Annotated in this window: 20 protein-coding genes and 2 tRNA genes; 8 read left to right on the top strand and 14 right to left on the bottom strand. The window is 47.8% G+C overall.

The window, feature by feature from the left end:
- Positions 1-40: 40 nt before the first annotated feature.
- The 8 genes from KJS57_RS11275 to KJS57_RS11240 form a co-directional block, all read right to left on the bottom strand.
- Entirely contained in the window at positions 41-442 is a 402-nt protein-coding gene (locus KJS57_RS11275) for a GNAT family N-acetyltransferase (protein ID WP_213654850.1), read from the bottom strand.
- A 237-nt stretch (positions 443-679) separates the two neighbouring features.
- A complete protein-coding gene (locus KJS57_RS11270; protein ID WP_213654849.1) occupies positions 680-1,015 on the bottom strand; it encodes a DUF3024 domain-containing protein in 336 nt (111 codons plus the stop codon).
- A 260-nt stretch (positions 1,016-1,275) separates the two neighbouring features.
- A complete protein-coding gene (locus KJS57_RS11265) occupies positions 1,276-2,082 on the bottom strand; it encodes a hypothetical protein (protein ID WP_213654848.1) in 807 nt (268 codons plus the stop codon).
- Positions 2,072-2,272, bottom strand: a complete 201-nt coding sequence (locus KJS57_RS11260) for a hypothetical protein (RefSeq protein WP_213654847.1) — start codon at positions 2,270-2,272, stop codon at positions 2,072-2,074. The genes KJS57_RS11265 and KJS57_RS11260 overlap by 11 nt, the downstream gene beginning before the upstream one ends.
- Before the next feature lie 250 nt (positions 2,273-2,522).
- The gene (locus tag KJS57_RS11255; RefSeq protein WP_213654846.1) at positions 2,523-3,047 is read right to left on the bottom strand and encodes a hypothetical protein; all 525 of its coding nucleotides are present in this window, start codon (positions 3,045-3,047) and stop codon (positions 2,523-2,525) included.
- Positions 3,048-3,758: 711 nt separating this feature from the next.
- Positions 3,759-4,682, bottom strand: coding sequence for a tyrosine-type recombinase/integrase (locus KJS57_RS11250; RefSeq protein WP_213654845.1), 924 nt, complete (start codon positions 4,680-4,682; stop codon positions 3,759-3,761).
- 12 nt (positions 4,683-4,694) lie between these two features.
- Positions 4,695-5,000: a hypothetical protein gene (locus KJS57_RS11245; RefSeq protein WP_213654844.1), complete on the bottom strand. Its 306-nt coding sequence runs from the start codon at positions 4,998-5,000 to the stop codon at positions 4,695-4,697.
- 98 nt (positions 5,001-5,098) lie between these two features.
- The gene (locus KJS57_RS11240) at positions 5,099-7,720 is read right to left on the bottom strand and encodes an adenosylcobalamin-dependent ribonucleoside-diphosphate reductase (protein WP_213654843.1); all 2,622 of its coding nucleotides are present in this window, start codon (positions 7,718-7,720) and stop codon (positions 5,099-5,101) included.
- Positions 7,721-8,511: 791 nt separating this feature from the next.
- Between KJS57_RS11240 and KJS57_RS11235 the strand changes: the two genes are divergently transcribed.
- The 3 genes from KJS57_RS11235 to KJS57_RS11225 all read left to right on the top strand — a co-directional run bounded on the left by KJS57_RS11235 (position 8,512) and on the right by KJS57_RS11225 (position 12,392).
- A complete protein-coding gene (locus KJS57_RS11235) occupies positions 8,512-10,293 on the top strand; it encodes a DEAD/DEAH box helicase (RefSeq protein ID WP_213654842.1) in 1,782 nt (593 codons plus the stop codon).
- On the top strand, positions 10,290-11,255 hold the full coding sequence (locus tag KJS57_RS11230) for a YqhG family protein (RefSeq protein ID WP_213654841.1): 966 nt from the start codon (positions 10,290-10,292) through the stop codon (positions 11,253-11,255). Before KJS57_RS11235 ends, KJS57_RS11230 begins: the two co-directional genes overlap by 4 nt.
- 162 nt (positions 11,256-11,417) lie before the next feature.
- Positions 11,418-12,392 (top strand): hypothetical protein, encoded by a 975-nt coding sequence (locus KJS57_RS11225; RefSeq protein ID WP_213654840.1) that lies wholly within the window; start codon positions 11,418-11,420, stop codon positions 12,390-12,392.
- Between the two features lie 32 nt (positions 12,393-12,424).
- Here KJS57_RS11225 and KJS57_RS11220 read toward each other — a convergent pair whose 3' ends face one another.
- Positions 12,425-12,655: a YqzE family protein gene (locus tag KJS57_RS11220; RefSeq protein ID WP_211021145.1), complete on the bottom strand. Its 231-nt coding sequence runs from the start codon at positions 12,653-12,655 to the stop codon at positions 12,425-12,427.
- A gap of 210 nt (positions 12,656-12,865) precedes the next feature.
- Here KJS57_RS11220 and KJS57_RS11215 point away from each other — a divergent pair, with 210 nt between their 5' ends.
- Positions 12,866-13,516: an N-acetylmuramoyl-L-alanine amidase family protein gene (locus KJS57_RS11215; RefSeq protein WP_244861503.1), complete on the top strand. Its 651-nt coding sequence runs from the start codon at positions 12,866-12,868 to the stop codon at positions 13,514-13,516.
- Here KJS57_RS11215 and KJS57_RS11210 read toward each other — a convergent pair.
- On the bottom strand, positions 13,503-14,414 hold the full coding sequence (locus KJS57_RS11210; RefSeq protein ID WP_213654838.1) for a divergent polysaccharide deacetylase family protein: 912 nt from the start codon (positions 14,412-14,414) through the stop codon (positions 13,503-13,505). The two genes, KJS57_RS11215 and KJS57_RS11210, sit on opposite strands and share 14 nt — an antisense overlap.
- A 33-nt stretch (positions 14,415-14,447) precedes the next feature.
- On the bottom strand, positions 14,448-14,960 hold the full coding sequence (locus tag KJS57_RS11205) for a putative ABC transporter permease (RefSeq protein WP_244861491.1): 513 nt from the start codon (positions 14,958-14,960) through the stop codon (positions 14,448-14,450).
- Positions 14,961-15,173: 213 nt separating this feature from the next.
- On the opposite strand from KJS57_RS11205, the gene KJS57_RS11200 reads away from it, so the two are divergent.
- A complete protein-coding gene (locus KJS57_RS11200; protein WP_213654836.1) occupies positions 15,174-15,644 on the top strand; it encodes a hypothetical protein in 471 nt (156 codons plus the stop codon).
- 61 nt (positions 15,645-15,705) lie between these two features.
- Here the strand turns inward: KJS57_RS11200 and KJS57_RS11195 are convergent.
- Positions 15,706-15,792 (bottom strand) — tRNA-Leu (locus KJS57_RS11195).
- A 105-nt stretch (positions 15,793-15,897) separates the two neighbouring features.
- Positions 15,898-17,517, bottom strand: a complete 1,620-nt coding sequence (locus KJS57_RS11190; protein ID WP_213654835.1) for a glycoside hydrolase family 5 protein — start codon at positions 17,515-17,517, stop codon at positions 15,898-15,900.
- Positions 17,518-17,754: 237 nt separating this feature from the next.
- On the opposite strand from KJS57_RS11190, the gene KJS57_RS11185 reads away from it, so the two are divergent.
- From KJS57_RS11185 to KJS57_RS11175, 3 genes are read left to right on the top strand one after another with little or no spacing between them, the layout of a single operon-like run.
- Complete coding sequence (locus KJS57_RS11185; RefSeq protein ID WP_211021139.1) at positions 17,755-18,135, top strand: BlaI/MecI/CopY family transcriptional regulator; 381 nt, start codon at positions 17,755-17,757, stop codon at positions 18,133-18,135.
- Positions 18,132-19,415 carry a M56 family metallopeptidase gene (locus KJS57_RS11180; RefSeq protein ID WP_213654834.1) on the top strand — a complete coding sequence of 428 codons (1,284 nt, stop codon included), beginning with the start codon at positions 18,132-18,134 and terminating at the stop codon, positions 19,413-19,415. Before KJS57_RS11185 ends, KJS57_RS11180 begins: the two co-directional genes overlap by 4 nt.
- A 17-nt stretch (positions 19,416-19,432) precedes the next feature.
- The gene (locus KJS57_RS11175) at positions 19,433-20,020 is read left to right on the top strand and encodes a stalk domain-containing protein (RefSeq protein ID WP_213654833.1); all 588 of its coding nucleotides are present in this window, start codon (positions 19,433-19,435) and stop codon (positions 20,018-20,020) included.
- A 72-nt stretch (positions 20,021-20,092) separates the two neighbouring features.
- Here the strand turns inward: KJS57_RS11175 and KJS57_RS11170 are convergent.
- Positions 20,093-20,176: transfer RNA gene (locus tag KJS57_RS11170), tRNA-Leu, on the bottom strand.
- Between the last annotated feature and the right edge of the window lie 34 nt (positions 20,177-20,210).

Here is a 20,210-nt window from a genome sequence, read left to right as displayed (position 1 = left end):
GCTTCCGCCATCCTCGAATTACTCACACACCGCTTTTGAATTAGACCATGTCAGTTATAAACATTGCAATCGTTCCTTCTTCAGGTTTAAATCCAGCTTTCCTATAAAATGATTCAGCATTCTCGTAAGAAATTAGCAATTTATTCTTGTAGCCTTCATATCTACTTAAAATCATTTCTAATATGTTCTTACCTATGCCCTTATTCTGATAATTTGGATGTACAAGCATGTAATGAAAATAAACTGTCATCACGCCGTCAGATAATGCGTTCACCAATCCAATTAATTCACCTTGGTACCAAGCCGTTACCACAGAGTGTGAATTCTTCATTACTTCTTGTAATTCATCTGGAAAGTCGCCTGATTTCCAATCGAGAGATTTAAACAAGTTTTGTAGCTGTTCTCTAGAAATCTCTTTGCATTCACTATATGTGATCTTCATTGATTTACCCTCTCTCATCCCAAGCGGAAGTTTCAGATAACGTTGTCGTATTCAGGAACCCTCACTGACTTAAGCTGCCGACCGATTAAGCGCAGCGATCGGTCCGCCGTGTCGAAGACTTAGCCAGTGCAGGGTTGTCCGCCTGATCCCACTCCCTCGAAAATCCTCGAGCGGACCAAGGGGCGATAGCCCCGCCGCGTGAATACTGTGTTAACTGATGTCATTGCCCTCTTCGAGCTACATCCACAGATATCCATATTCATTTCTATCAATAGTATTCAACTGTTTTGCAAAGTCATCTATCGGTTTAATGTCTTCTACGAAATGCCACTTATCCCTACTGTCTTTCCAATATACTTCCCATTTGCTATATACATATCTGAATTGAGCAACCGACAATTCGACTCGATGCCCAGGTCTATATGAAGGTCTATCTTGTGAAAGAGTAATTGTTTCACCTCGAAACTTATACAATATCTTATATTCTGTTTTCAGATGTTCGGGGATCTTCTGTTCTATGTAGTTATTTAATATTTTTTTAAGTCTTTTCTTAGTAAAAGCATCGAAGGCCATAATGATCACTCCATCGTTTTCTCTTTCTTGTTTTTCTTCTTCTGTCTTTGTCCGCAATGATTTCAGTTAACGTTCTTGTATTCACGAACCCTCACTGGCTTAAGGGGCAGAGCCCCGGGTCCGACGAACTTTGCCAGTGCAGGGTTGTCCGCTGCTTTCACTTCCCCGAAATGCCACTGCGGACCTAGGGCCGGTAGGCCCGCCGCGTGAATACAGTGTTATAAGATGTTGGCGCCTTCTATGAAATACAACCAAATCCCTTATTCCTTCTCATATCTTTCAAATATGTCTTTAAGTTTTTGATCAATTAAGGATGATATGTCTTTACATAAAACAGAAATATCCTTAAGAATATCTCTTTTTTTGATTATTTCTTTGTTTTTTGAATATTCTTCATCAAAGTTACATAATGACGCTATGTAATATTCGGGTGCTCCCGCCCAATCAATTATTGGAGTTCTACTAGAACTATATCTCTTATTTCTATCAGCCAAAGCAAATTCTAACATTGTCACCAACGACCTGTTATAAAATTCATCCTCGTATATGACATAGTCATCTGATTGCTGCACTACACCCATAACTAATCTTTTATCGTATGCTATCATCCTGATGTTCTCATATTCTTCTGGAAATACAGTTTCATAATGAACAATTTCTCCATCGTAATAAATCGGAGCTTCACCATCTATAATGTCACCGTATAGTTGAATAAAACCCTTAGTAAATAAATCTACAACGATATTGCCACAAATATTAATTACATCGATTTTATTAAACGAATTTACTAGACTATCTATATCATTCAATTTAGATAATAGTATATCGTCTACTCTATATTTGTACTGCTTCTGCAATATTTCTTTCATAAATGAAATCTCTAATCTGGAAAATAAGTCCCCACTCTTACATTTGTCAATCAACTTAAAACTTTCTTCAATTAAAGGAATATACAACTCATTTTTTCTTGCAATAACAGTTTCAAATTTTAACTGATTGTAAACAGTAATATTACAATTCTCCATAATTGGGCTTCGATCACCTGAAGTGCTGTATTTATTTGTCATGTGTGTTCACCTTTATATCTGAACTATGAATTATTGGACTTTGATTTCCTTTCGTAGTGAATTTATTAGATTCATACTTCTTTCCTGTAAAAAATCCCAGAATTAATCCAGAAATCAAGCCTGAAATAATACCAATTAGCAGAGATCCTGTGGTAGTTGATGGGTTAAGTAAATCAATAATAGCTTCCATGAATTAACCTCCAAAATATGTTTTAAATAATCTCGCGCCAATTTCTTATAACGTTTGTGTATCTACGAACCCGAGAGGCTTAAGGCAGCTTGCTGCCGGGTGGCGTAGCCACTTAGCCTCGCAGGGTTGTCTGCCTGATTCCTCTTCTTCGAAAAACCTCTGGCAGACCAAGGGACGAAAGTCCCGCAGCATAGATATGTTGTTATCGGATGGATATGCCCTCTTTGAATCTACTACAATATATCTTTTACTATGATTTGAGATTCCGTAAATTTAATTGATGAATAACATAATCTTTATAATCCTCTTGTACACCGTTAACTGAGAACAAAAACGCTTCTAAAAAGTCTAGATCTAAGCTGGATAACTTATCTTTCTCGTAGAAATATCTCCAAATAGCAAATGTGTCTTTATGATTCAATAGCAAATTAATAAAATCCGATTCTGAAATTACACTAGTAACTTTCAGTATTTTTGATTTCAAGTTATATGCACTAACAGTGCGATCTATAATTATTCTTTGTGTATCTTGTTTTAATTGTGAGAATAGCTTATTTAAATCATGACCTGATTTAGATTTACCTATTTCTTTCTCTATGATGTTTTTCAATGCTAATTCACACGAAAAAGCTGCTGTAGTAATTGCTGGTACAAAATATGCTGAATAAAAGTCACTATAAAAATCGCATACCTCAATGTGCTTATCTATTAAACATTTGTATGACAAAAAATAAGCAATCGCAGTGCTATCTACAATTCCTTTAATCTGCTTCATTGAATCACCATACTTTCTAATATCATTTGCATATCTTTCCGATAACGTTTGGCATTCCTGACGTTCAAGCAGCTAAAGTGACCATAGGGAACGGGTCGTCAGACTTAGCTGGTTGAATGTATCGCCTGAATTGACTTCTCTGAAATCCCCCTTGGCGATCAAGGGCGAATGCCCGCAGTAGGAATGTGGTGTTATGAGATGTCCGGGGCTTCACTGAATATTCTCACTAATTCTTTAATTCACTTCACCGATAAACCCAAGCAAAAATATCACTTCAAATTTACTTCCTCGAAATGCCTCAGTAAAACGTCACTTCAAATCTACCTCTTCGAAATACCTCAATAAAACGTCACTTCAAATCTACCTCTTCGAAATGCCTCAGTAAAACGTCACTTCAAAACTACCTCTTCGAAATACCTCAATAAAACGTCACTTCAAATCTACTTCTTCGAGATGCCTAAGTAAAACGTCACTTCAAATCTACTTCTTCGAAACGCTTCAATACCATGTCATTTCAAATTTGCATCCTCGATAAAACCTAGTAACATGTCACTTCAAATCTACTTCTTTGAAATATCCTAAGCAATAACAAATGTCCTTCCCCCGGATTTCTTATAACTCCCTTTCCCCGAATTCACCCATCTGCCTAATTCGGCTATATCCACGATTTCACTTTATATCCTTGATAAGTATATTAGACGCATAACTCCGCTACTCCTTCTTCCGTTCGGGTGGGTTTTCCATAATGGGATCGAGAGGACTGCGAATATGAGCTAGGTCCTTTTTGCTTACGTGGGTGTAGATCTGGGTCGTTTTTACGTCAGCATGGCCTAGGAGTTCCTGGATATGCCTAAGATCCGTACCGCCTTCTAATAAATGAGTTGCAAAAGAATGCCGTAAAGTGTGGATGGATGCCTTTTTCAGAATTCCTGCCTTATGTTTAGCTCGATCGAAGACAGCTTGTGCTGCCCGTTCGGACAAGTGGGAACCAGACTGTACGCCAGGAAAAAGGTAGTCGATCACCGCATGGGTCATCATGTAAGTCTGCAATAAATCGATCACTGTATTGGAGAGCAAAGTGTAACGGTCTTTGCCTCCTTTGGCTTGCCGAATATGAATCAAGTTACGTGAAAAATCGAGGTCTTCCCTTCGTAATCGGACCACTTCGCTTACGCGAAGACCGGAGGAGTAGGCGAGGGTGAGCAATAGTCGGTGTTTAGGATTGGCGAGCGAATCAAGCAAGGATAATACTTCTTGTTCAGATAACACGGAAGGAAGTGTTTTGTTACCTTTTGGGCGAATCCAATGTTTTGGAAGATCGTAACGTTTCAGCGTGTTCTTAAACAAAAAACGCAATGCGCTTATTGCTTGATTAATATACGAATTTGAGTGTCCTGTCTCAATCAATTCCAATAGGTACTTATTCAAATGCTCACGACTCACTTCATTAACGGAAACTATAGATTGTCGCAAAAATCGTTCTGCATGACCACGATAAGCTTTACGCGTCTTCATGCTGTAGCCTTTTCTTAGCAATAACTGATTCAGCAATTGTTTGGCATGGTAATCCTCCGGTCCACATAAAGTACTGAATAACGGAAATTCCTTATACAACTTGGAATCACTGATTTTCACCGGAATCTCTTTTTAAACAGAACATAGTATGATCACAATCTTTTCATCCGCAGAGATCATCCAGCATTTTTTCGAACCATCCCATTTCCGTCCAGGTACTTTGCGAATTTGAACAATCCATTCCGAAATATAGGGCACTCTAACTCTGAGCCACGCATCCCCCTCACTTTCTACTTCAACAAAACCCGCTTCACGGATCCCCTTTGTCTTCCACCTTCTCACACCTTCGTTTCGTAAAACAAAAAAGGAGACCACTGCCAAAGCAGTAGTCTCCAATTCTTTTGGAAGTAACTTATTCTCTTTATAACCCGGTATCATATTTCTAACCTTTTTCGTTATCTCAACTTTTGTTTCTCTATCTGTTTTATCTATCTCTGTTTATTTAATTTTTCTGTTTCTTCATTATAAGCCGCAGCTTACGAGCACTTGCTGTATCCACAGTTGCTGCAGGTTTTGCAGCCCTCGATGTTGATCAGCGAAGCGGATCCGCAGGATGGGCACAGGTCACGGGAAGTGGCAACAGCCCCATGGTTGTGGTCGTGGCCGCCCGCCGAACTGCTGGCTTCTGCATGCTCATCATGATGTGCTACGGTTGCAGCTACTGGAGCCGGATCGTGGTCATCATAAGGACCGTTTTGCACATGGGTTTCCAGTGCTTTCGCTACCGCGTCGGCAATGGATTCCACACGGTTCGGACCGAAGCCGATCGCGCCGGAGCCTCCGATGCCTTTCAAGTGCTTGATGAGCAGCTCTACCTTCTGTCCATGATCTCCGTAACGGAGGAACAAGGAGCAGACGCGGCCCAAGGCTTCCGCCATGGCGAACACGTCGGATCCGGCTTTACCTACATTCAGGAAGATCTCGCTCGGAATGCCGTTCAGATCGTTAATCGTAATATAAGCCATGCCGAATGGCGTATTGATTTTGTACGTTGCGCCGTGAAGCACTTGTGGACGTTTTTTGTACTGCTTGTCGACGACCGGCGTTTTCTCAGCTTCCGGAGTGACCGCAAGCGTTTGATTCAAGCCGTCAAGCGATTGCTTTTCCGCCGCCGATGCCGCTTCGTTATCAGCCGATACCGTCTCTTTTGCCTCGGCTTTGTCTTCCTTCTTCTCCGTTTGAAGCACTTGCACGTCGCGGCTGCCGTCGCGGTAGATCGTTACGCCTTTGCAGCCGAGATCGAACGCCAGCTCGTACAGACGTTTCGTCTCTTCGATCGTGAAGTCCGAAGGACAGTTCGCCGTTTTGGAGATCGAGCTGTCGACCCAACGCTGGATCGCAGCCTGAACGCGGATATGATCCTCCGCCGACAAATCCATCGCTGTAATAAAATAGTCAGGCAGCGATTCGCCAGGATGCGCATCGATCCACTCTTGAGCGATCGGAACGAATTGCTCGTCGAAGCCGAGACGGCTCTGACGGTAATATTTGAATGCAAAGTACGGCTCGATGCCTGTCGAGGTTCCTACCATCGTCCCAGTGCTGCCGGTTGGCGCCTGGGTGATGATCGTAACGTTGCGGACCCCTTTTTCACGGACGGCTTCGCCTACTTCAGGATACACTTCCGTCATAACCTTCATAAATCCGCTTTGCAAATATTTATCCGCTTCAAATGCCGGGAACGAACCCTTTTCTTCCGCGATATCCGCTGAAGCCAGGTAAGCTTCCTTCGCGATGAATCCATACAATTTATCAAGGAAGACCAGCGATTCCGGACTGCCGTAACGTATGTTCAGTTTGATCATCAATTCGGCCAAGCCCATCGTACCGAGACCTACGCGGCGCTCGTTCTTCTGGTTTTTCTCGTTTTCTTCGAAATGATATGGCGTTTTGTTAATGACGTTGTCCAGGAACCGGACCGAATAACGGGTCGTAGTAGCCAATTCGTCCCATGCCACATCATGGTTTTCTTCATCATAGAACTTGGACAAGTTCATCGCAGACAGATTGCAGACGCCCCAAGCCGGCAGTCCTTGCTCACCGCACGGATTCGTACAAATGATCGGGTTAAAATACCAGCTGTTGGACATTTGGTTGTAGTACTCCATGAATACAACGCCCGGCTCGGCCGATTTCCATGCCGATTCCATGATCGTGTGCCAAACATCGCGGGCCTTGACGGTCTTAAAATGGACCACTCTGCGACCTGCGGCTTTCCATTTATCGAGATCCCCGTCCCAAATTTCGTTGTAATTCTCTTCCGTCGTGTCCGGGAATACCAAATCCCAATCCAGGTCTTCCTTAACGGCCTTCATGAAGTCGTTGCTGACGCAAACCGACAGGTTGGCGTTGGTGACTTGGCCCATCGTTTGTTTGACGGTGATAAAATCAAGCAGGTCCGGATGCCAATCGTTGATCATCAGCATCAGCGCGCCGCGGCGGCTTCCGCCTTGTTCGATCAAACCGGTCGTGTAGCTGAACAGACCGCCCCAGCTTACGGCACCGCTGGACGAGCCGTTTACGCCTTTAACCACGGCACGGCGCGGACGCAGCGAGCTCAGGTTAATACCTACACCGCCGCCGCGAGCCATAATTTCCGTCATCTCGGACAGAGTTTCCATAATGCCGCCGCGGCTGTCTTTTGGCGACGGGATGACATAGCAGTTGAACAGGGTCAGCTCATCGCTTGCCCCGGCCCCGGCTGCAATCCGTCCGCCCGGTACCAGCTTCCAGTCATCCAATATATAACGGAACTTCTCGGCCCACTCCGCTTGCAGCTCCGGTGTTGCTTCTACCGAAGCCATTGCGCCGGCGAGCCGGTCCCACATTTCTTCAGGGGTTTTCTCAATATTCAGCGTCAGCTTCTCTACATCGGACTGGACCAACTCGCCCTTGCGTGTCTTAACCGTAACGGTACGGCCTTCGCGGGCAACGATTTCGCCGACTTCCTTGGTCGGGAATTTCGGATCATCTTTCGTCAGGACCAGAACCACGTCGCCGACCTTGGCATGACTTGGATCAGCATCTTTCCATGCATAACGGTCCAAAAAGATTTTCTCGCTTAGCCCTTCCAGGCGCTGTTTTTGCTCGGTTTTCAAAGAAAACACCCTCCTAAAAGTTTTGTTGAGCATATGCTTTCGGAACAAGCTTCGAAAACAAAACTTGCTTCGGAAGCATACGCTTAAGTTTTGTTGAGCATATGCTTTCGGAACAAGCTTCGAAACAAAACTTGCTTCGGAAGCATACGCCTAAGTTTTCTTGAGCGCAGGCTTCAGAAACAGTCTTCGAATCAAACCCGCTTCGGAAACACACGCTATAAATGTATCGGCTTCACCTAGTGTTCGCCATTTCCAGCCAAATCACAAAAAAATATCGGTCACCGGTTGACGGGCCCTCCCTCAAATCGGCCATAATAACGCGATTTCTGGGCTTTTCCCTACCAACCTATAACCGGAACGCACACATTAGAAACGGTATATAATATGTAAAAATCACAACATATTGTGTGCGAATACCATTATACTATACAATATCTCGTTGTCACAGCAACGAAGGATGAAATTTTAGCCATAAAAATGGGTCAAGCCCAATCGATCATCATTTTGCTCCGAATTGCTCTTTTTTTCGACTTCCTTCTATGAAACCCGCTGAAAAAATTTCCAACTCCGCGCCCCAAGCGCTCCCTTGGGATTCCGTGACCTAAACGCCCCGATTATGACTAACATCCCTATCTCTGCTCTGTATAAACGTCCCTACTTCTGCATTCCGTACAGGTTATGAAGTTACTCTTTTTCGTCCATACTACACCTATCTCTGCAAGAGACTTAATATTGCACCAAGAAAAGGCTGATGGCCGCCAGGCCGTCACGCACAAGGGAGGTTTTACATCTTGAATCCGCATCCCCCAGGCTCCGCCGGTAATTCCGCCAAGCTCCCCGCCGTTCCGGTCCAATTCGACCGCAGCTGGTACGATGACCTGGAAGCCAAACTGAACAAGGGCGGCCCGTGGGACGATTGGAAGCTGTTCAACCTCGCCGGGCAGGCCGAAGCGGCTTCGCTCGTTACGAGCTTCGAAGACATGCTGTGCCTGAAGCACCTGCCCGAAGAGCAAGTCACCCCGCTGCCGCACCAAACCGAGACGGCCCGAAAGGTGCTGTTCGAAATGCGCGGGCGCGCCATCCTTGCCGATGAAGTCGGACTGGGCAAGACCATTGAAGCCGGACTGATCCTGAAAGAGTACATCGTGCGCGGCCTTGTCCGCAAAGTTCTTATCCTTGTTCCCGCATCCCTGGTACTGCAATGGGTTCGGGAGCTGAATCAGAAATTCGCCATCCCGGCAGTAGCCCAAAAAAAAGAATACTCCTGGCAAAATGACGTCGTCGTAGCATCGATGGATACCGCCAAGCGCGATCCGCATAAGGAGATACTGCTCGGCAACGAATACGATATGGTCATCGTGGACGAAGCGCACAAGCTAAAGAACAAGAAGACGACCAATTACCAATTCATGTTGAAGCTGCGAAAAAAATATTGCCTGCTTCTCACCGCCACCCCGGTCCAGAACGACCTGAGCGAGCTGTTTAACCTGATTACCCTGCTCAAACCGGGACAATTGGGCGGGCAAAACGATTTTGCATCCAACTTTGTATTCGATAAACGAATTCCAAAAAACGAAAGCCAGCTCAAAGGCGAGCTAGCTAAAATTATGATCCGCAACCGGCGCGGCGACGGTGAACTGGAGTTCACCAAACGCATCGTCAAAAATATTCATGTCGAGCTTTCACCCGAAGAAATGAAATTATACGACGGCGTCACTTCCTTTGTCAAAGACCAATATCATGCAGCCGGCGGCGACTTGAACAGCATGCTCTCGCTCGTTACTTTGCAGCGGGAAGTATGCAGCAGCCGGGACGCGGTGTTCGTGACCCTCGTCAATTTATCGAAGAAACTGGCGCCGGATTCGCCGCTGCGCGATAAAATATGGGACCTCGTCGGCATCATCAAGACGATTAAGGCCAACAGCAAAGCCGAGAAAGCGATGGAGCTCATCCGCGGCATGGATGACAAGGTAATCGTATTCACCGAATACCGCGCCACCCAGGAATACTTACTGAATTATTTTCGGGACCGGAATATGACCGCAGTGCCTTACCGCGGAGGGATGAACCGGGGCAAAAAAGACTGGATGATGGATCTGTTCCGCGGCCGCGCCCAGGTTATGATTGCAACCGAAGCCGGCGGGGAAGGAATCAACCTGCAATTTTGCCATCAGATGATCAATTTTGATTTGCCGTGGAACCCGATGAGGGTTGAGCAGCGGATCGGCCGTGTGCACCGGCTGGGCCAGCAGAATGACGTTCAGATTTACAACCTTTCAACCAAAGGAACGATCGAAGAGCATATCCTGAATCTTTTGCATGAAAAAATCAATATGTTCGAAATGGTCATCGGCCAGCTCGATGTCATTCTGGAGCGGTTTGAGAAGAGCGACTCCCTGGAAAAAAGCCTCTACAAAATATTGCTGGAATCCGGCAGTAACGACGAAATCGCCAGCCGGGTCGATTCTTTGGGCCAATCGCTGCACTCGATCCGTACCGAACTGGATGAGAGCGGCGAGAATTCGGCACAAAATTCCCGGTTGCAGCAGCTTCTGGAGGTGGATGAAGCATGACGATGACGCAGGATCAAATTCGCCAGTATGTACTGACGTATTTGGAGACGACGGAGTGCCAGTTTCTCGAAAAGTCGCCGTACCATGTCACGGTGAAGCTCTCTCCCCGCGCCGACAAGGATCTGACGAACCGTCCTTATTATTGGGGATTTATTGAACGAACGGGCGTCGAGCCGGAGACGATGACCTTCTCCTTCATTTTTGACGCCGAGCGGCATAAACAGCTTGAAGATCAAAAGGCATCATCGCAGCGAGAGCCGTCGCCGCAAGAGGATACGATCCTCGGCCGTCATTTCGGCGCGGTGCGGCCGCTCCCTATTCTCGGGCCGGGCCGGATTCAGCGGGAGGAGATGCATTTCGGCAGCCCACGGCTCAAACAGATCTTTGCCGCAGCGAGGCAAGGAGGACGCAGCGTCTACCTGTTTGAAGATCCCGGGCCCAGGCAGCGGTCGACCTTGCTCCCGGCGGCGTACGAGCCGTGGCTCGGCGTGCGCCTCAAGGTTGAGTTCAGCTGCGATATGAAGCGAGAGGAGCTGCACTTTATCGGAGTATCCTTGCGTACCGGGCAAATAGACACAGAGTTTCATACCAGAGTAGACGGTAAAATCCTGGTTCCCCGGATGCCGGAGAATATGCACATTTCACCGACCCGCCTGTCACTGGATCAGGGACGGCAGTTGGTGGAGCAAACCATTAACGAGAAAGTGCAAGCTTGCGATACCACTTGGGCCGATGAAGCACGAGAGCGCTTAAACGAAGAGCTGGCCTTGATCGATGCATATTATAAGGATCTTCTTCAAGATCCCGATGAAGAACGCAAACAGGCCGTCATGGAACAGTACGAATCCAGGCGGGGAGAAATACGCTGGCAATACGAGCCGAGAATTGTCGTATCCGCCCTTGGCAGCGGCATCTTTCACCTGCGTTCGCCGCTGGGTACAGACATTGACCGTTCTCGCTAAAAAAGTTCAAAAATAGAAGTTGACGAAGGCTTGTGCACGCGACAGATTGCAGCATCCTTTTCAGCCCTGCTTGGCTACAATGGATGGACAAGCAGCCCTATGTCATGACATCTGAAGCATAAGCCTCTTCCTTAAATTCAATGAAGTGCAGGTGATATAAACATGACCCACCTTACAAAGACTCACCGGTTCGCCAAAATAATACTTTGCGCGGGCATCATCTGGCTCGGGGCATTTCAAGTCTCAGGCCAGCCTACCGTGATCTCCTATGCATCCGCCGCGGCGACAGTCAACCCGGATGCGCCGGCTCCCGAGCCGCTGCGGCGGTTTGCGGCCGATACTATAAAGCAATTGTCGGCAAACGCTCCATTTACAGGCTGGAGCGCAGCGAAGCAGATCATCGAGCCGCTTGGCCCCGGGACGCATAGCTGGCTTGTTACATTAAGCAGCGGCACCTCCACGAGCAGCGCTCCCTTGGGGTATCTCATTATCTCCGCTACCCCGGATGGCGACTATAAGCTGGTCGAGTACGGTTTGGGGGAAAACTCGCTTTATGCGAAGCCGACGCTGGAATCCGGACTCGCCGGGCTCGGCTTAGCCAAGAAGACAAAGTCTCTCCCTACCGTCACGCCGGTTTATGCGGGGCCGGTTCTGGCGGAGTGGATGGTCCGGGCCGCAGGTAAGTCCGGCCCTGTCCATTTCATTGATGCCCTCACCGGGGAACAGCTTCCGGAGAGCCTGCAAAGCTGGAACAAACAGGCCGCAAGCTATGTGCCGCCTTCTTCGGCAGCCGGAAGCGACCAGAAGTCGCTGGCCGTAGCGGCGACTACCCGTCACGCCGATCTCTTTGACCCGTACGACAACATCTTATGGATGGCCGGGGAACCGATCCAGACCGGAGCAGACCGGTTTGAGGAACTCCTCGCTAACTACAAGCGCCTTGTCTTTGTCACCAACGGCCAGGAACGTACTTATTCCATTCCTTTACCTATCATCGGCTATCAAAAATGGAGCGCTGAGTCTCAATCTTCCGGCGAAGACGCCATTTATGTGCTCACAGGCTCTGACACCGCCCAGCGATGGATCGCTCTTGACGCATTGAAACAAAGCGGCAAATTTGTCGCATACACGGATTAATAGATAACAAAAGGCAGCCGATGTAGTTATACCTACCGGCTGCCTTTTGTATGCTGCATCAAATGCGATGCCCTCTTGTCCTTTTTACGTTTCCGCGGAATCTGCCCGATCCAGAGTGATATCGAGAACGGAATCATCCCGAACCACCTGTTTGCCCAGGGTTCCCTTCCTTTCGAACGCTCCCGCCGCACCTCCTTGGGCGTCTCGACATAATCCACGACCCGCTCCGTAATATATTTTACCAGTTCATCGCCTTTGGCCATGCTGCCGCCTCCTTTTGACACTTAAGTTCTATTCGTATTGTGCACCGTAATCACGCTTCATAAACACCAAACACGAATGCATGTTTTTTCTATGATCGGCTCAAGCTATGGACGGATAAGAAAGTGCAGATTATGAAGCCGTAAAGGGTGATATGAATGCAAATAAAAACAGTTGGGGTTCTTTTCGCCTCCGTGATCATGGCTTTGACCATGGCGGGGAATCCCGTTAAGGCGTTTGCGGAAGACGGGAACAATGAATTCCGCCACGCCTTTCCGGAGCCGGTCATCTTGATCGATGCGGGTCACGGAGGCATTGACGGGGGAACCTCCTATGGCGATATTCTTGAAAAAGACATCAACTTAGCCATCAGCCGCCGGTTGTATATGATCCTGAGAAGCCACGGATACAGAACCATCCTGAACCGGACCGGAGACTATGCGCTAAGCGATGATAACCGCTGGCTGAACAGCCGATCAAGGCATATAAGGGATTTGGCTCAACGCAAAGAACTCAGCGAGCAGGTGCCCTCCTCGATCGTCGTGAGCCTGCATGTGAACTGGGGGAGAAACAAAGCTAAACGGGGGCCGCTGGTCCTTCACCAGGATGAAGCGCGCAGCGCGCTGCTGGCGAGCTCTCTTCAGCACGCATTGGAAGATCTTTATGATTTGAATAGATTCACCCAACCCGAACTGGGCAAGCCGTTTTATTTACTTAAGCATGTCGATTCGCCGGCCGTCATCGTAGAAACCGGATTCATCAGTAATGCCGAAGACCGCGCCATGCTGATCAGCACGCGCGGTCAACAAAAAATTGCTGAAGCGATTTACGCAGGCATCGCCGAATATTTTACGGTGATGTAACTCCCCGCCCCGGTGCTCCGGGGCCTTTTTGCTCCTTCGCTAATTCCGAAATCCCGATGAACTTTACTCCTCGGGCTTGAAATTCAGGAATGTACTGCTTTAGGGTCGCTGCCGTAATGGTCCCCTTCACCCCGACATGTCCGATTGCCACGCATTTCCCTTTCTGATCCAAGAGATCCTGAATCTTACGCAGTTGGCCGGCAATATGGCGCGTATTGTGGACGTCATCGAGGAATATATCATTGGACAGCCGCGGCATCCCCATTTTTTCGCTGATTTGCGATGTAACCGACCAATAATTCGTTTTACTGTCGACAAAAAACAGGCCCCGCTCCCGACAGACCTGAAGAATAACCGCCATGATCCGGTCATCCCCCGTTATTTTGGAGCCCATATGATTATTGATTCCTTTCGCAAAAGGAACATTGTCAATGGCTTCCTCCACCTTCTTCCGGACCTCTTCATCCGTCATAGCCGACAGAATCGCGCCCGGCCCGAGCCACTCAGGTTTGCCCTGCTTCGGCTCCATCGGCATATGGATCAGAACATCGTGCCCGAGCTCATGCGCCCTTCTTGCATCCTGCTCCGTCGACCTCATAAACGGCATGACGGCGACGGTTACTTTTACCGGCAGATTCAGAATCTCCTCCGTACCGCCCATTGAATTGCCCAGATCATCGATAATGATCGCCAGCCGTCGTTCAGAATCTTTCTTCGAAACGGGGTCCTGAGTACGACCGTCTTGCGAAAGTGGGGCGGATGGGGTGGATGGAGCAGGAGGGGCGAATAAGACAGACTGGTCCGCTTGAACGTTCGTAATCCCGCCTATCGGGTTTAATAGCAGCAAGCACAATAGCAAGCCGATTCGTTTTACAATATTTTTTTTACTGGCTTTCATAAACACTCCCCTTTTTTTATAGTCAGCTTCTTTCTAAACGAGGCTTTGCTTCCAATCCCTGCGCCGAGCCGTGCTCGTCCAAGCCAAATCGGCCAGAAATAGAAACAGCAGCAACGGACCAGCAGTTTCCCAAGCCGGACTCAGGCCTTCATACACTTTTTCCATAAAAGGATGTATAAAGGTGATCAATCCCAGGGACAGCACTCCCCAGTAGAGAGAAAACCGGAGGCAAATATGCCCTTGCAGCTGCCACCGATTATTGGAGTAGTCCCACCACTGGCGTCCGAACAGACCTTGAAGCAGAATCCCGCTTGCATATTCAACCGCCGTCGGGACGACAAAACACAACACAAGCATCAGGAGCGGATTTGGATCCTCCCCAGCGAAATAAAGCAGCAGTAAAGGAGCAAAACCGTACATTGGCTTGTAGGGCCCTTTCATAAATCCTTCCTTCCAGAATACGCCCCTCGTTGCCAGGCTATATACATTTTCCAGAATCCAACCGCTAACCGAGTAGGCCAGAAAATAAAAAAGCGATTCCGTCACCGACGTATCACCTCCGCCTTTCCATAAAGTTATCCAGCAAACGTCTTTCCTATTATGACTATCTCCTGTCCGATTATGCGCGTAGTAAAGACTGGCTCCCGAATCCCATGGAATTACGAGTCGGAAACTTTCCTTTTTTTGCCTCATTTTAAAACTCGATATGATGATAAGATGACTAAAGAATATGTAGTATATGGAAAGGAGCAGCTGAAGATGGGACTTCACCTCATCGGAATCCTGATCTCGTTACTGGTCATGCTGCCGAATCTTCTATTTTTGTTCCGCGGACCACAAAATATGCCCAAATCCCTTTCACCCGCGCCTCTCATTATCACGTTTCTGGAACGGGTCGGCCAAATATCCTGTTTTGCGATGCCTCTGCTGTTCGGCAATCTTATCGCGGAGCAGCCCATGAATTCCATTCCTGTTCTCATGGGAATCTGCCTGCTCATCTACTACGCTTGCTGGATCCGTTATTTCGCGGGCGGAAATTCATTCGCATTGCTGTATAAGCCTTTAGGTCCTATTCCCATTCCGATGGCCCTGTTCCCGATCCTTTACTTCATGCTTCTCGGATTTTGGATGAAATCTTATCTGTTCGTTATTCCCGCGCTTCTCTTCGCCGTCGGCCACTTTATAAACAGCTGGAGGGTGTATGCGGACATTCATGCTTCAAAATCATAAAACACAAGAAAGGCTCGCAGCCTGCTTAAGAGCAGAATGCGAGCCTTTGTTTATTAAAATATGGTGCGGTCGAGAGGACTCGAACCTCCACGGGGGTTAGCCCACACGGACCTGAACCGTGCGCGTCTGCCAATTCCGCCACGACCGCTTGGCGTCGTTATCCGCGGAAATGTTTTCCGCAGCGACAAGATATAAAATATCACGCGGAATAAAAAGAGTCAACTAATTTTTATCTTCATCTACCTTTGCAGGTTTAGTCAAACCTTAAGGAGTGCAGTTCGATTATGCCGCTCTGAACCTTCACCGTGATGTTTGCATCGGCTGCCGGAACCAGCTCGGTAATAACCACCGTGGATATTTCATCGCTCGGGGACAGCTTAGCCTTAAATGTCTCCACCCCGTCCTGCAATACGGTAACCAGCGCCTCTTCTTTGCAAATCAGTTCCAATGTGACCGTGTTATCTTGTTCGATGGAGCAAAAACTATAAGTAGCGAACTCGTCCGCGGTTAGTTCGAGCGCGAGGTTTTTCCACCCGCTGTCAAAGCCGAACCTTTTCGTTTGAGGCTCGTCGGAAATCGGAAGTATTCCCATGCCGGTAGCGGCCCGATACTTATAGAGATTACCTTCCTGGCGCTTGCCGCTAAAGGATATTCCTTTACCCGGAAGCTCGTCGAAATCCGTCCCACGTACGCGGCAGCCGGGCAGCCGGAAGGCTGAAGCCGTAACCGCCGGATGAGCGGTGCAGTTCTCCACCTTGATATTTTCGAGGTAACCGTCCAGAATCTGTTTGGTCCGTTCATAGTCCGGCCGCGGCCCGCCTTCCGTATAGGCAAGGAATTCATCCCAGCCTTCAGGCTTATTTACGGTGTAAGGGGAGTTCGGACGCTCCATCTTCTTCCATGGCCATAAATTATAACCGATCCCGAGCGACACGGCCAGCGGATACATCGCGGCAAACCATTCCAGATCGTTTTCCCCCGTTTCTCCCAGCCATAGCGGCTGATTCAGGGATTCGGACAGCTCCAGATATTCGTCATACGCCTCTTTGCCGGGCATACAGGCGTAACGGTGGAAATGAATGACCATGTTAGGGTCGTATGGCTTATAGAATACAGCCGTATTCGTGGCCCAATGATGCCCCTCCACCGACAGCATATGCCTGGAATCGATCTCGCGGATCGCGGCGATGGCCTCCTCATAAAAAGCCACCAATTTTCGTACGAGATAGTGCTCATGCTTTCCTTCCATAATTCCCGGGCGAACGGGCTCGTTCAGCAGATCATAGCCGCCCACGATCCAGCGGTCGCGGTACCTCCGGGCAAGCTCCTTCCATAGCTCGATCCCTTTGTTCCAGCTATCCTCATCGGTCAGCAGCCGGGGGAAATCATCGACCGAATCATCGATATTCGCTCCGGTCTGACCGCCGGGTGCACCGTGCAAGTCCAGGAAGGCGTAAATTCCAAACTCCTCACACCAATCCAGACAGCGGTCGATCAATTGGAAGCCATCTTCCTTCCAATGGATGCCGGGCTCGTCTTCCATCAAAACCCGCCATCCGATCGGGATGCGTACCGAATTATATCCCTGCTCAGCCATGAGCCGGATATCCTCTCGGGTAACGTAATCATCACGAAACCGCTTCCAAAAATATTCTGCATATTCATTTCCCGCCAGTTCGCGGATCACCGCTTCAATTCGACGCGGGCGATCGAACCGGCTGTTGTGGGACAACCACATATATCCTTCGCACAACAGCCAGTTCCCTAATCCCCAGCCTGTTAGGACGATTTCCTCGCCGTCTTCGTTCACTACCTTTTTTCCTTCCGCCCGCAAGAAGCCTTTGACCCGCGAACGATCACATTTTTCAAACATGAGTTTTTCTCCTCCCCGGCTGAACCGATTATGTCGCGACCATTATAGCATTATCAATTTAAGACAAGCGGCGGTCCCGACATTTGGAGCCTATAATCCGAAATTCCGGCCCTTTGGGTTGCGGGTAGAACCTTGGTCACCTTCCCGGAAATGAAGGCATTGACACCTGCGACAACTTGTCGTATATTCAAACTACGACAAGTTGTCGCAGTAAGAAGAAATTGAGGTGCGCACCCAATGAACAAATTAGGAAGGTTGTCCGAGACCGAATTGGAAGTCATGGAGGTGATTTGGAACCTGTCCACTGCCGTAACGGTGAACCAGCTTCTGGATATTTTCAAAAGCAAAGACTGGAAGACATCCACGTTATCGACCATTTTGAACCGGCTGATCGAGAAAGGATTTTTAACCAAATCTTTAAATGGCAAGACGAATTATTACAATCCGGCATTAACGTTTGACGAGTACAAGAAGTACGAAACCCGCTCCTTCCTCAGCCGTCTGTACAACGGGAAAGCAAAGAACTTTATTGCCGCTCTGGTAGATGACGATGAACTGAATCAGGAAGACATTGCGGAACTGAAGGATTGGTTTGCCCGCAAGGATGAAGAACAATGACAGACTTTATAACGTTCCTCCTCCTGGCGTCATTTGTTGGTACGATCCTCTGGATGATACAGAATATGCTGACTCCCGTTACGCGGAAATATTTTTCTCAGTCCTGGCATTATTACACCGGCTTGGTTCCCGTATTTTTCCTGCTTGGCGGTTCTGAGATCATCAGCAGACTTCTCTCATTTATGGCCCCCGCTCATAGAGAAGCTAACCCTATTCCGGGATCGGGAGCGATTGCGGAGACATATGCTCAAGTCTCAACCGTAGAGCAAACTGCGGCCCACGTCCGGTTATGGATCACCCAACTATTTGACAATCTGATCCGTATCAGCAGCTCAAAAGAATTTACGCTCATCGCGACGGTCATTTGGGTGGTGGGAGCCCTTGCATTTACAGTTGTAAACATCCAACGGTACCATGCATTTAAGCATTCCATCTTGCGAGGAAGCCGGGCCAATAACGATGTACAATGCCCTGTACAAGTAATTGTAAGCCCGCATGCCCCCACCCCGTTCATTATCGGGCTGTGGAATCCGATAGTTGTATTGCCTGATGTCCCTATTGAGGAAAACAAGCTTGCTATGATCCTCTCCCATGAGCTCGTTCACTTAAAACGCGGAGATTTGTTTGTAAAGCTGATTGTTTTTGCTACAAATGCAATACATTGGTTCAATCCGGCCTCCTATGCAATGAACAAACAGGTTTCCATGTATTGTGAACTCTCCTGTGATGAACAGGTCGTTCGGCACATGGATGCGGCGGGCAGAAGAACCTACGGTGAAACTTTATTATCTATGCTGGAATATGGGGTTATGAGAAGGAACGTTATTTGCACAAGCAGTCTGTGCAACCCGAAAAAACATATGAAAAGGAGGCTCACCCATCTTATGAATGAGAAAAAGATGAAAAAACCGGTGTTCCTGTTGTCGCTCGTTGTGGCGATCGCCTTGGTTGGCGGAGGCGGAGCTGCTGCTTATGCCGCTGGATCAGCTTCCAAAATCCCAACCGACAAACAAGTAGTTGCCGGTGCCAATGTTACCGTGCAAAACCCGGACGGAACCACTCAATCTTTTGACAAAGACGGAAATCTGGTGCCAGGGAAATCAAAAGATAGCCGCGCACCAAAGAAATTAACCACGGGAGAAATCGTGGACCGGGTTACAAAACATATTGAAAAGGGAATTACGGTTCCGCAAGGATATATCGAGGAACTCCCGCAAAAAAACTTGGATGCACTTAACGAGCGTTATCATTTGAAGCTTCAAAAAACAAATAAGAATTAAATCCGGGGATGATATATTTGTTTAAAACAAGATGGAAATTAATATCTACCTTTAGTTTGCTGATTGCGCTGTTCGGCGGGAATGTAGCGCATGCCGCTGAAGAATTCTTTTGGTCGGATGTCGAGCCTGCTCTTACGTGCTACGATAACCGTGACGGAGAAGCCGGCGAGCTTGGAATTATTAAAGACGGCAAAAAGGTGAACCTTGATATTTCCTCATGTAAGGAAGCTAAAAACAATCGTGTGTTAGTTCTCTTGAATGGCAAGTATCTTAATGTCTATGCCGGAAGCGGAGCCGAGCCGTTTAGTGATAACGGGCGGACGATGATCCCGCTTCGAGCGCTTGCCGACGGATTCGGGTTTGAAGTGGACTGGGATCAAAAGAACCAGCAGATCACATTAAAACATGATCAAAAAAGCATCATTTTGCATGTAGGAAAATCGGAAATGTGGGTTGACGGTAAGAAGGTGAATTTGGAAGATGCCGTGCCTACGGTAAAAAACGGGGTAACTTTCTTACCCATTAGACAGCTTGCTGAAGTACTTGGGGTTAAAGTCGATTGGAATAACGCAACCAGAACAGCAACGTTTACGGTACCGGATTAAGTATTTTAAACAGCAAAAAGGTTTCTGTTCTGCTGAAATTAGCAGATCAGAAACCTGTTTTTAATGAAGGGATGCGGTCGAGAGGACTCGAACCTCCACGGGGGTTAGCCCACACGGACCTGAACCGTGCGCGTCTGCCAATTCCGCCACGACCGCAAATTTCGCCGATGCAATGTTTTGCAGCAACGAA

This window comes from Paenibacillus vini (assembly GCF_018403325.1).
GTDB lineage: Bacteria > Bacillota > Bacilli > Paenibacillales > Paenibacillaceae > Fontibacillus > Fontibacillus vini.
Note: the sequence above shows the minus strand (reverse complement) of the source record. Positions and strands in the feature narration are given on the sequence as shown.

Coding starts and splice junctions, on each gene's coding strand:
- KJS57_RS11275 (WP_213654850.1), bottom strand. CDS start 442: ATGAAGATCACATATAGTGAATGCAAAGAGATTTCTAGAGAACAGCTA.
- KJS57_RS11270 (WP_213654849.1), bottom strand. CDS start 1,015: ATGGCCTTCGATGCTTTTACTAAGAAAAGACTTAAAAAAATATTAAAT.
- KJS57_RS11265 (WP_213654848.1), bottom strand. CDS start 2,082: ATGACAAATAAATACAGCACTTCAGGTGATCGAAGCCCAATTATGGAG.
- KJS57_RS11260 (WP_213654847.1), bottom strand. CDS start 2,272: ATGGAAGCTATTATTGATTTACTTAACCCATCAACTACCACAGGATCT.
- KJS57_RS11255 (WP_213654846.1), bottom strand. CDS start 3,047: ATGAAGCAGATTAAAGGAATTGTAGATAGCACTGCGATTGCTTATTTT.
- KJS57_RS11245 (WP_213654844.1), bottom strand. CDS start 5,000: ATGATACCGGGTTATAAAGAGAATAAGTTACTTCCAAAAGAATTGGAG.
- KJS57_RS11230 (WP_213654841.1), top strand. CDS start 10,290: ATGACGATGACGCAGGATCAAATTCGCCAGTATGTACTGACGTATTTG.
- KJS57_RS11225 (WP_213654840.1), top strand. CDS start 11,418: ATGACCCACCTTACAAAGACTCACCGGTTCGCCAAAATAATACTTTGC.
- KJS57_RS11220 (WP_211021145.1), bottom strand. CDS start 12,655: ATGGCCAAAGGCGATGAACTGGTAAAATATATTACGGAGCGGGTCGTG.
- KJS57_RS11215 (WP_244861503.1), top strand. CDS start 12,866: ATGGCGGGGAATCCCGTTAAGGCGTTTGCGGAAGACGGGAACAATGAA.
- KJS57_RS11210 (WP_213654838.1), bottom strand. CDS start 14,414: ATGAAAGCCAGTAAAAAAAATATTGTAAAACGAATCGGCTTGCTATTG.
- KJS57_RS11200 (WP_213654836.1), top strand. CDS start 15,174: ATGGGACTTCACCTCATCGGAATCCTGATCTCGTTACTGGTCATGCTG.
- KJS57_RS11190 (WP_213654835.1), bottom strand. CDS start 17,517: ATGTTTGAAAAATGTGATCGTTCGCGGGTCAAAGGCTTCTTGCGGGCG.
- KJS57_RS11185 (WP_211021139.1), top strand. CDS start 17,755: ATGAACAAATTAGGAAGGTTGTCCGAGACCGAATTGGAAGTCATGGAG.
- KJS57_RS11180 (WP_213654834.1), top strand. CDS start 18,132: ATGACAGACTTTATAACGTTCCTCCTCCTGGCGTCATTTGTTGGTACG.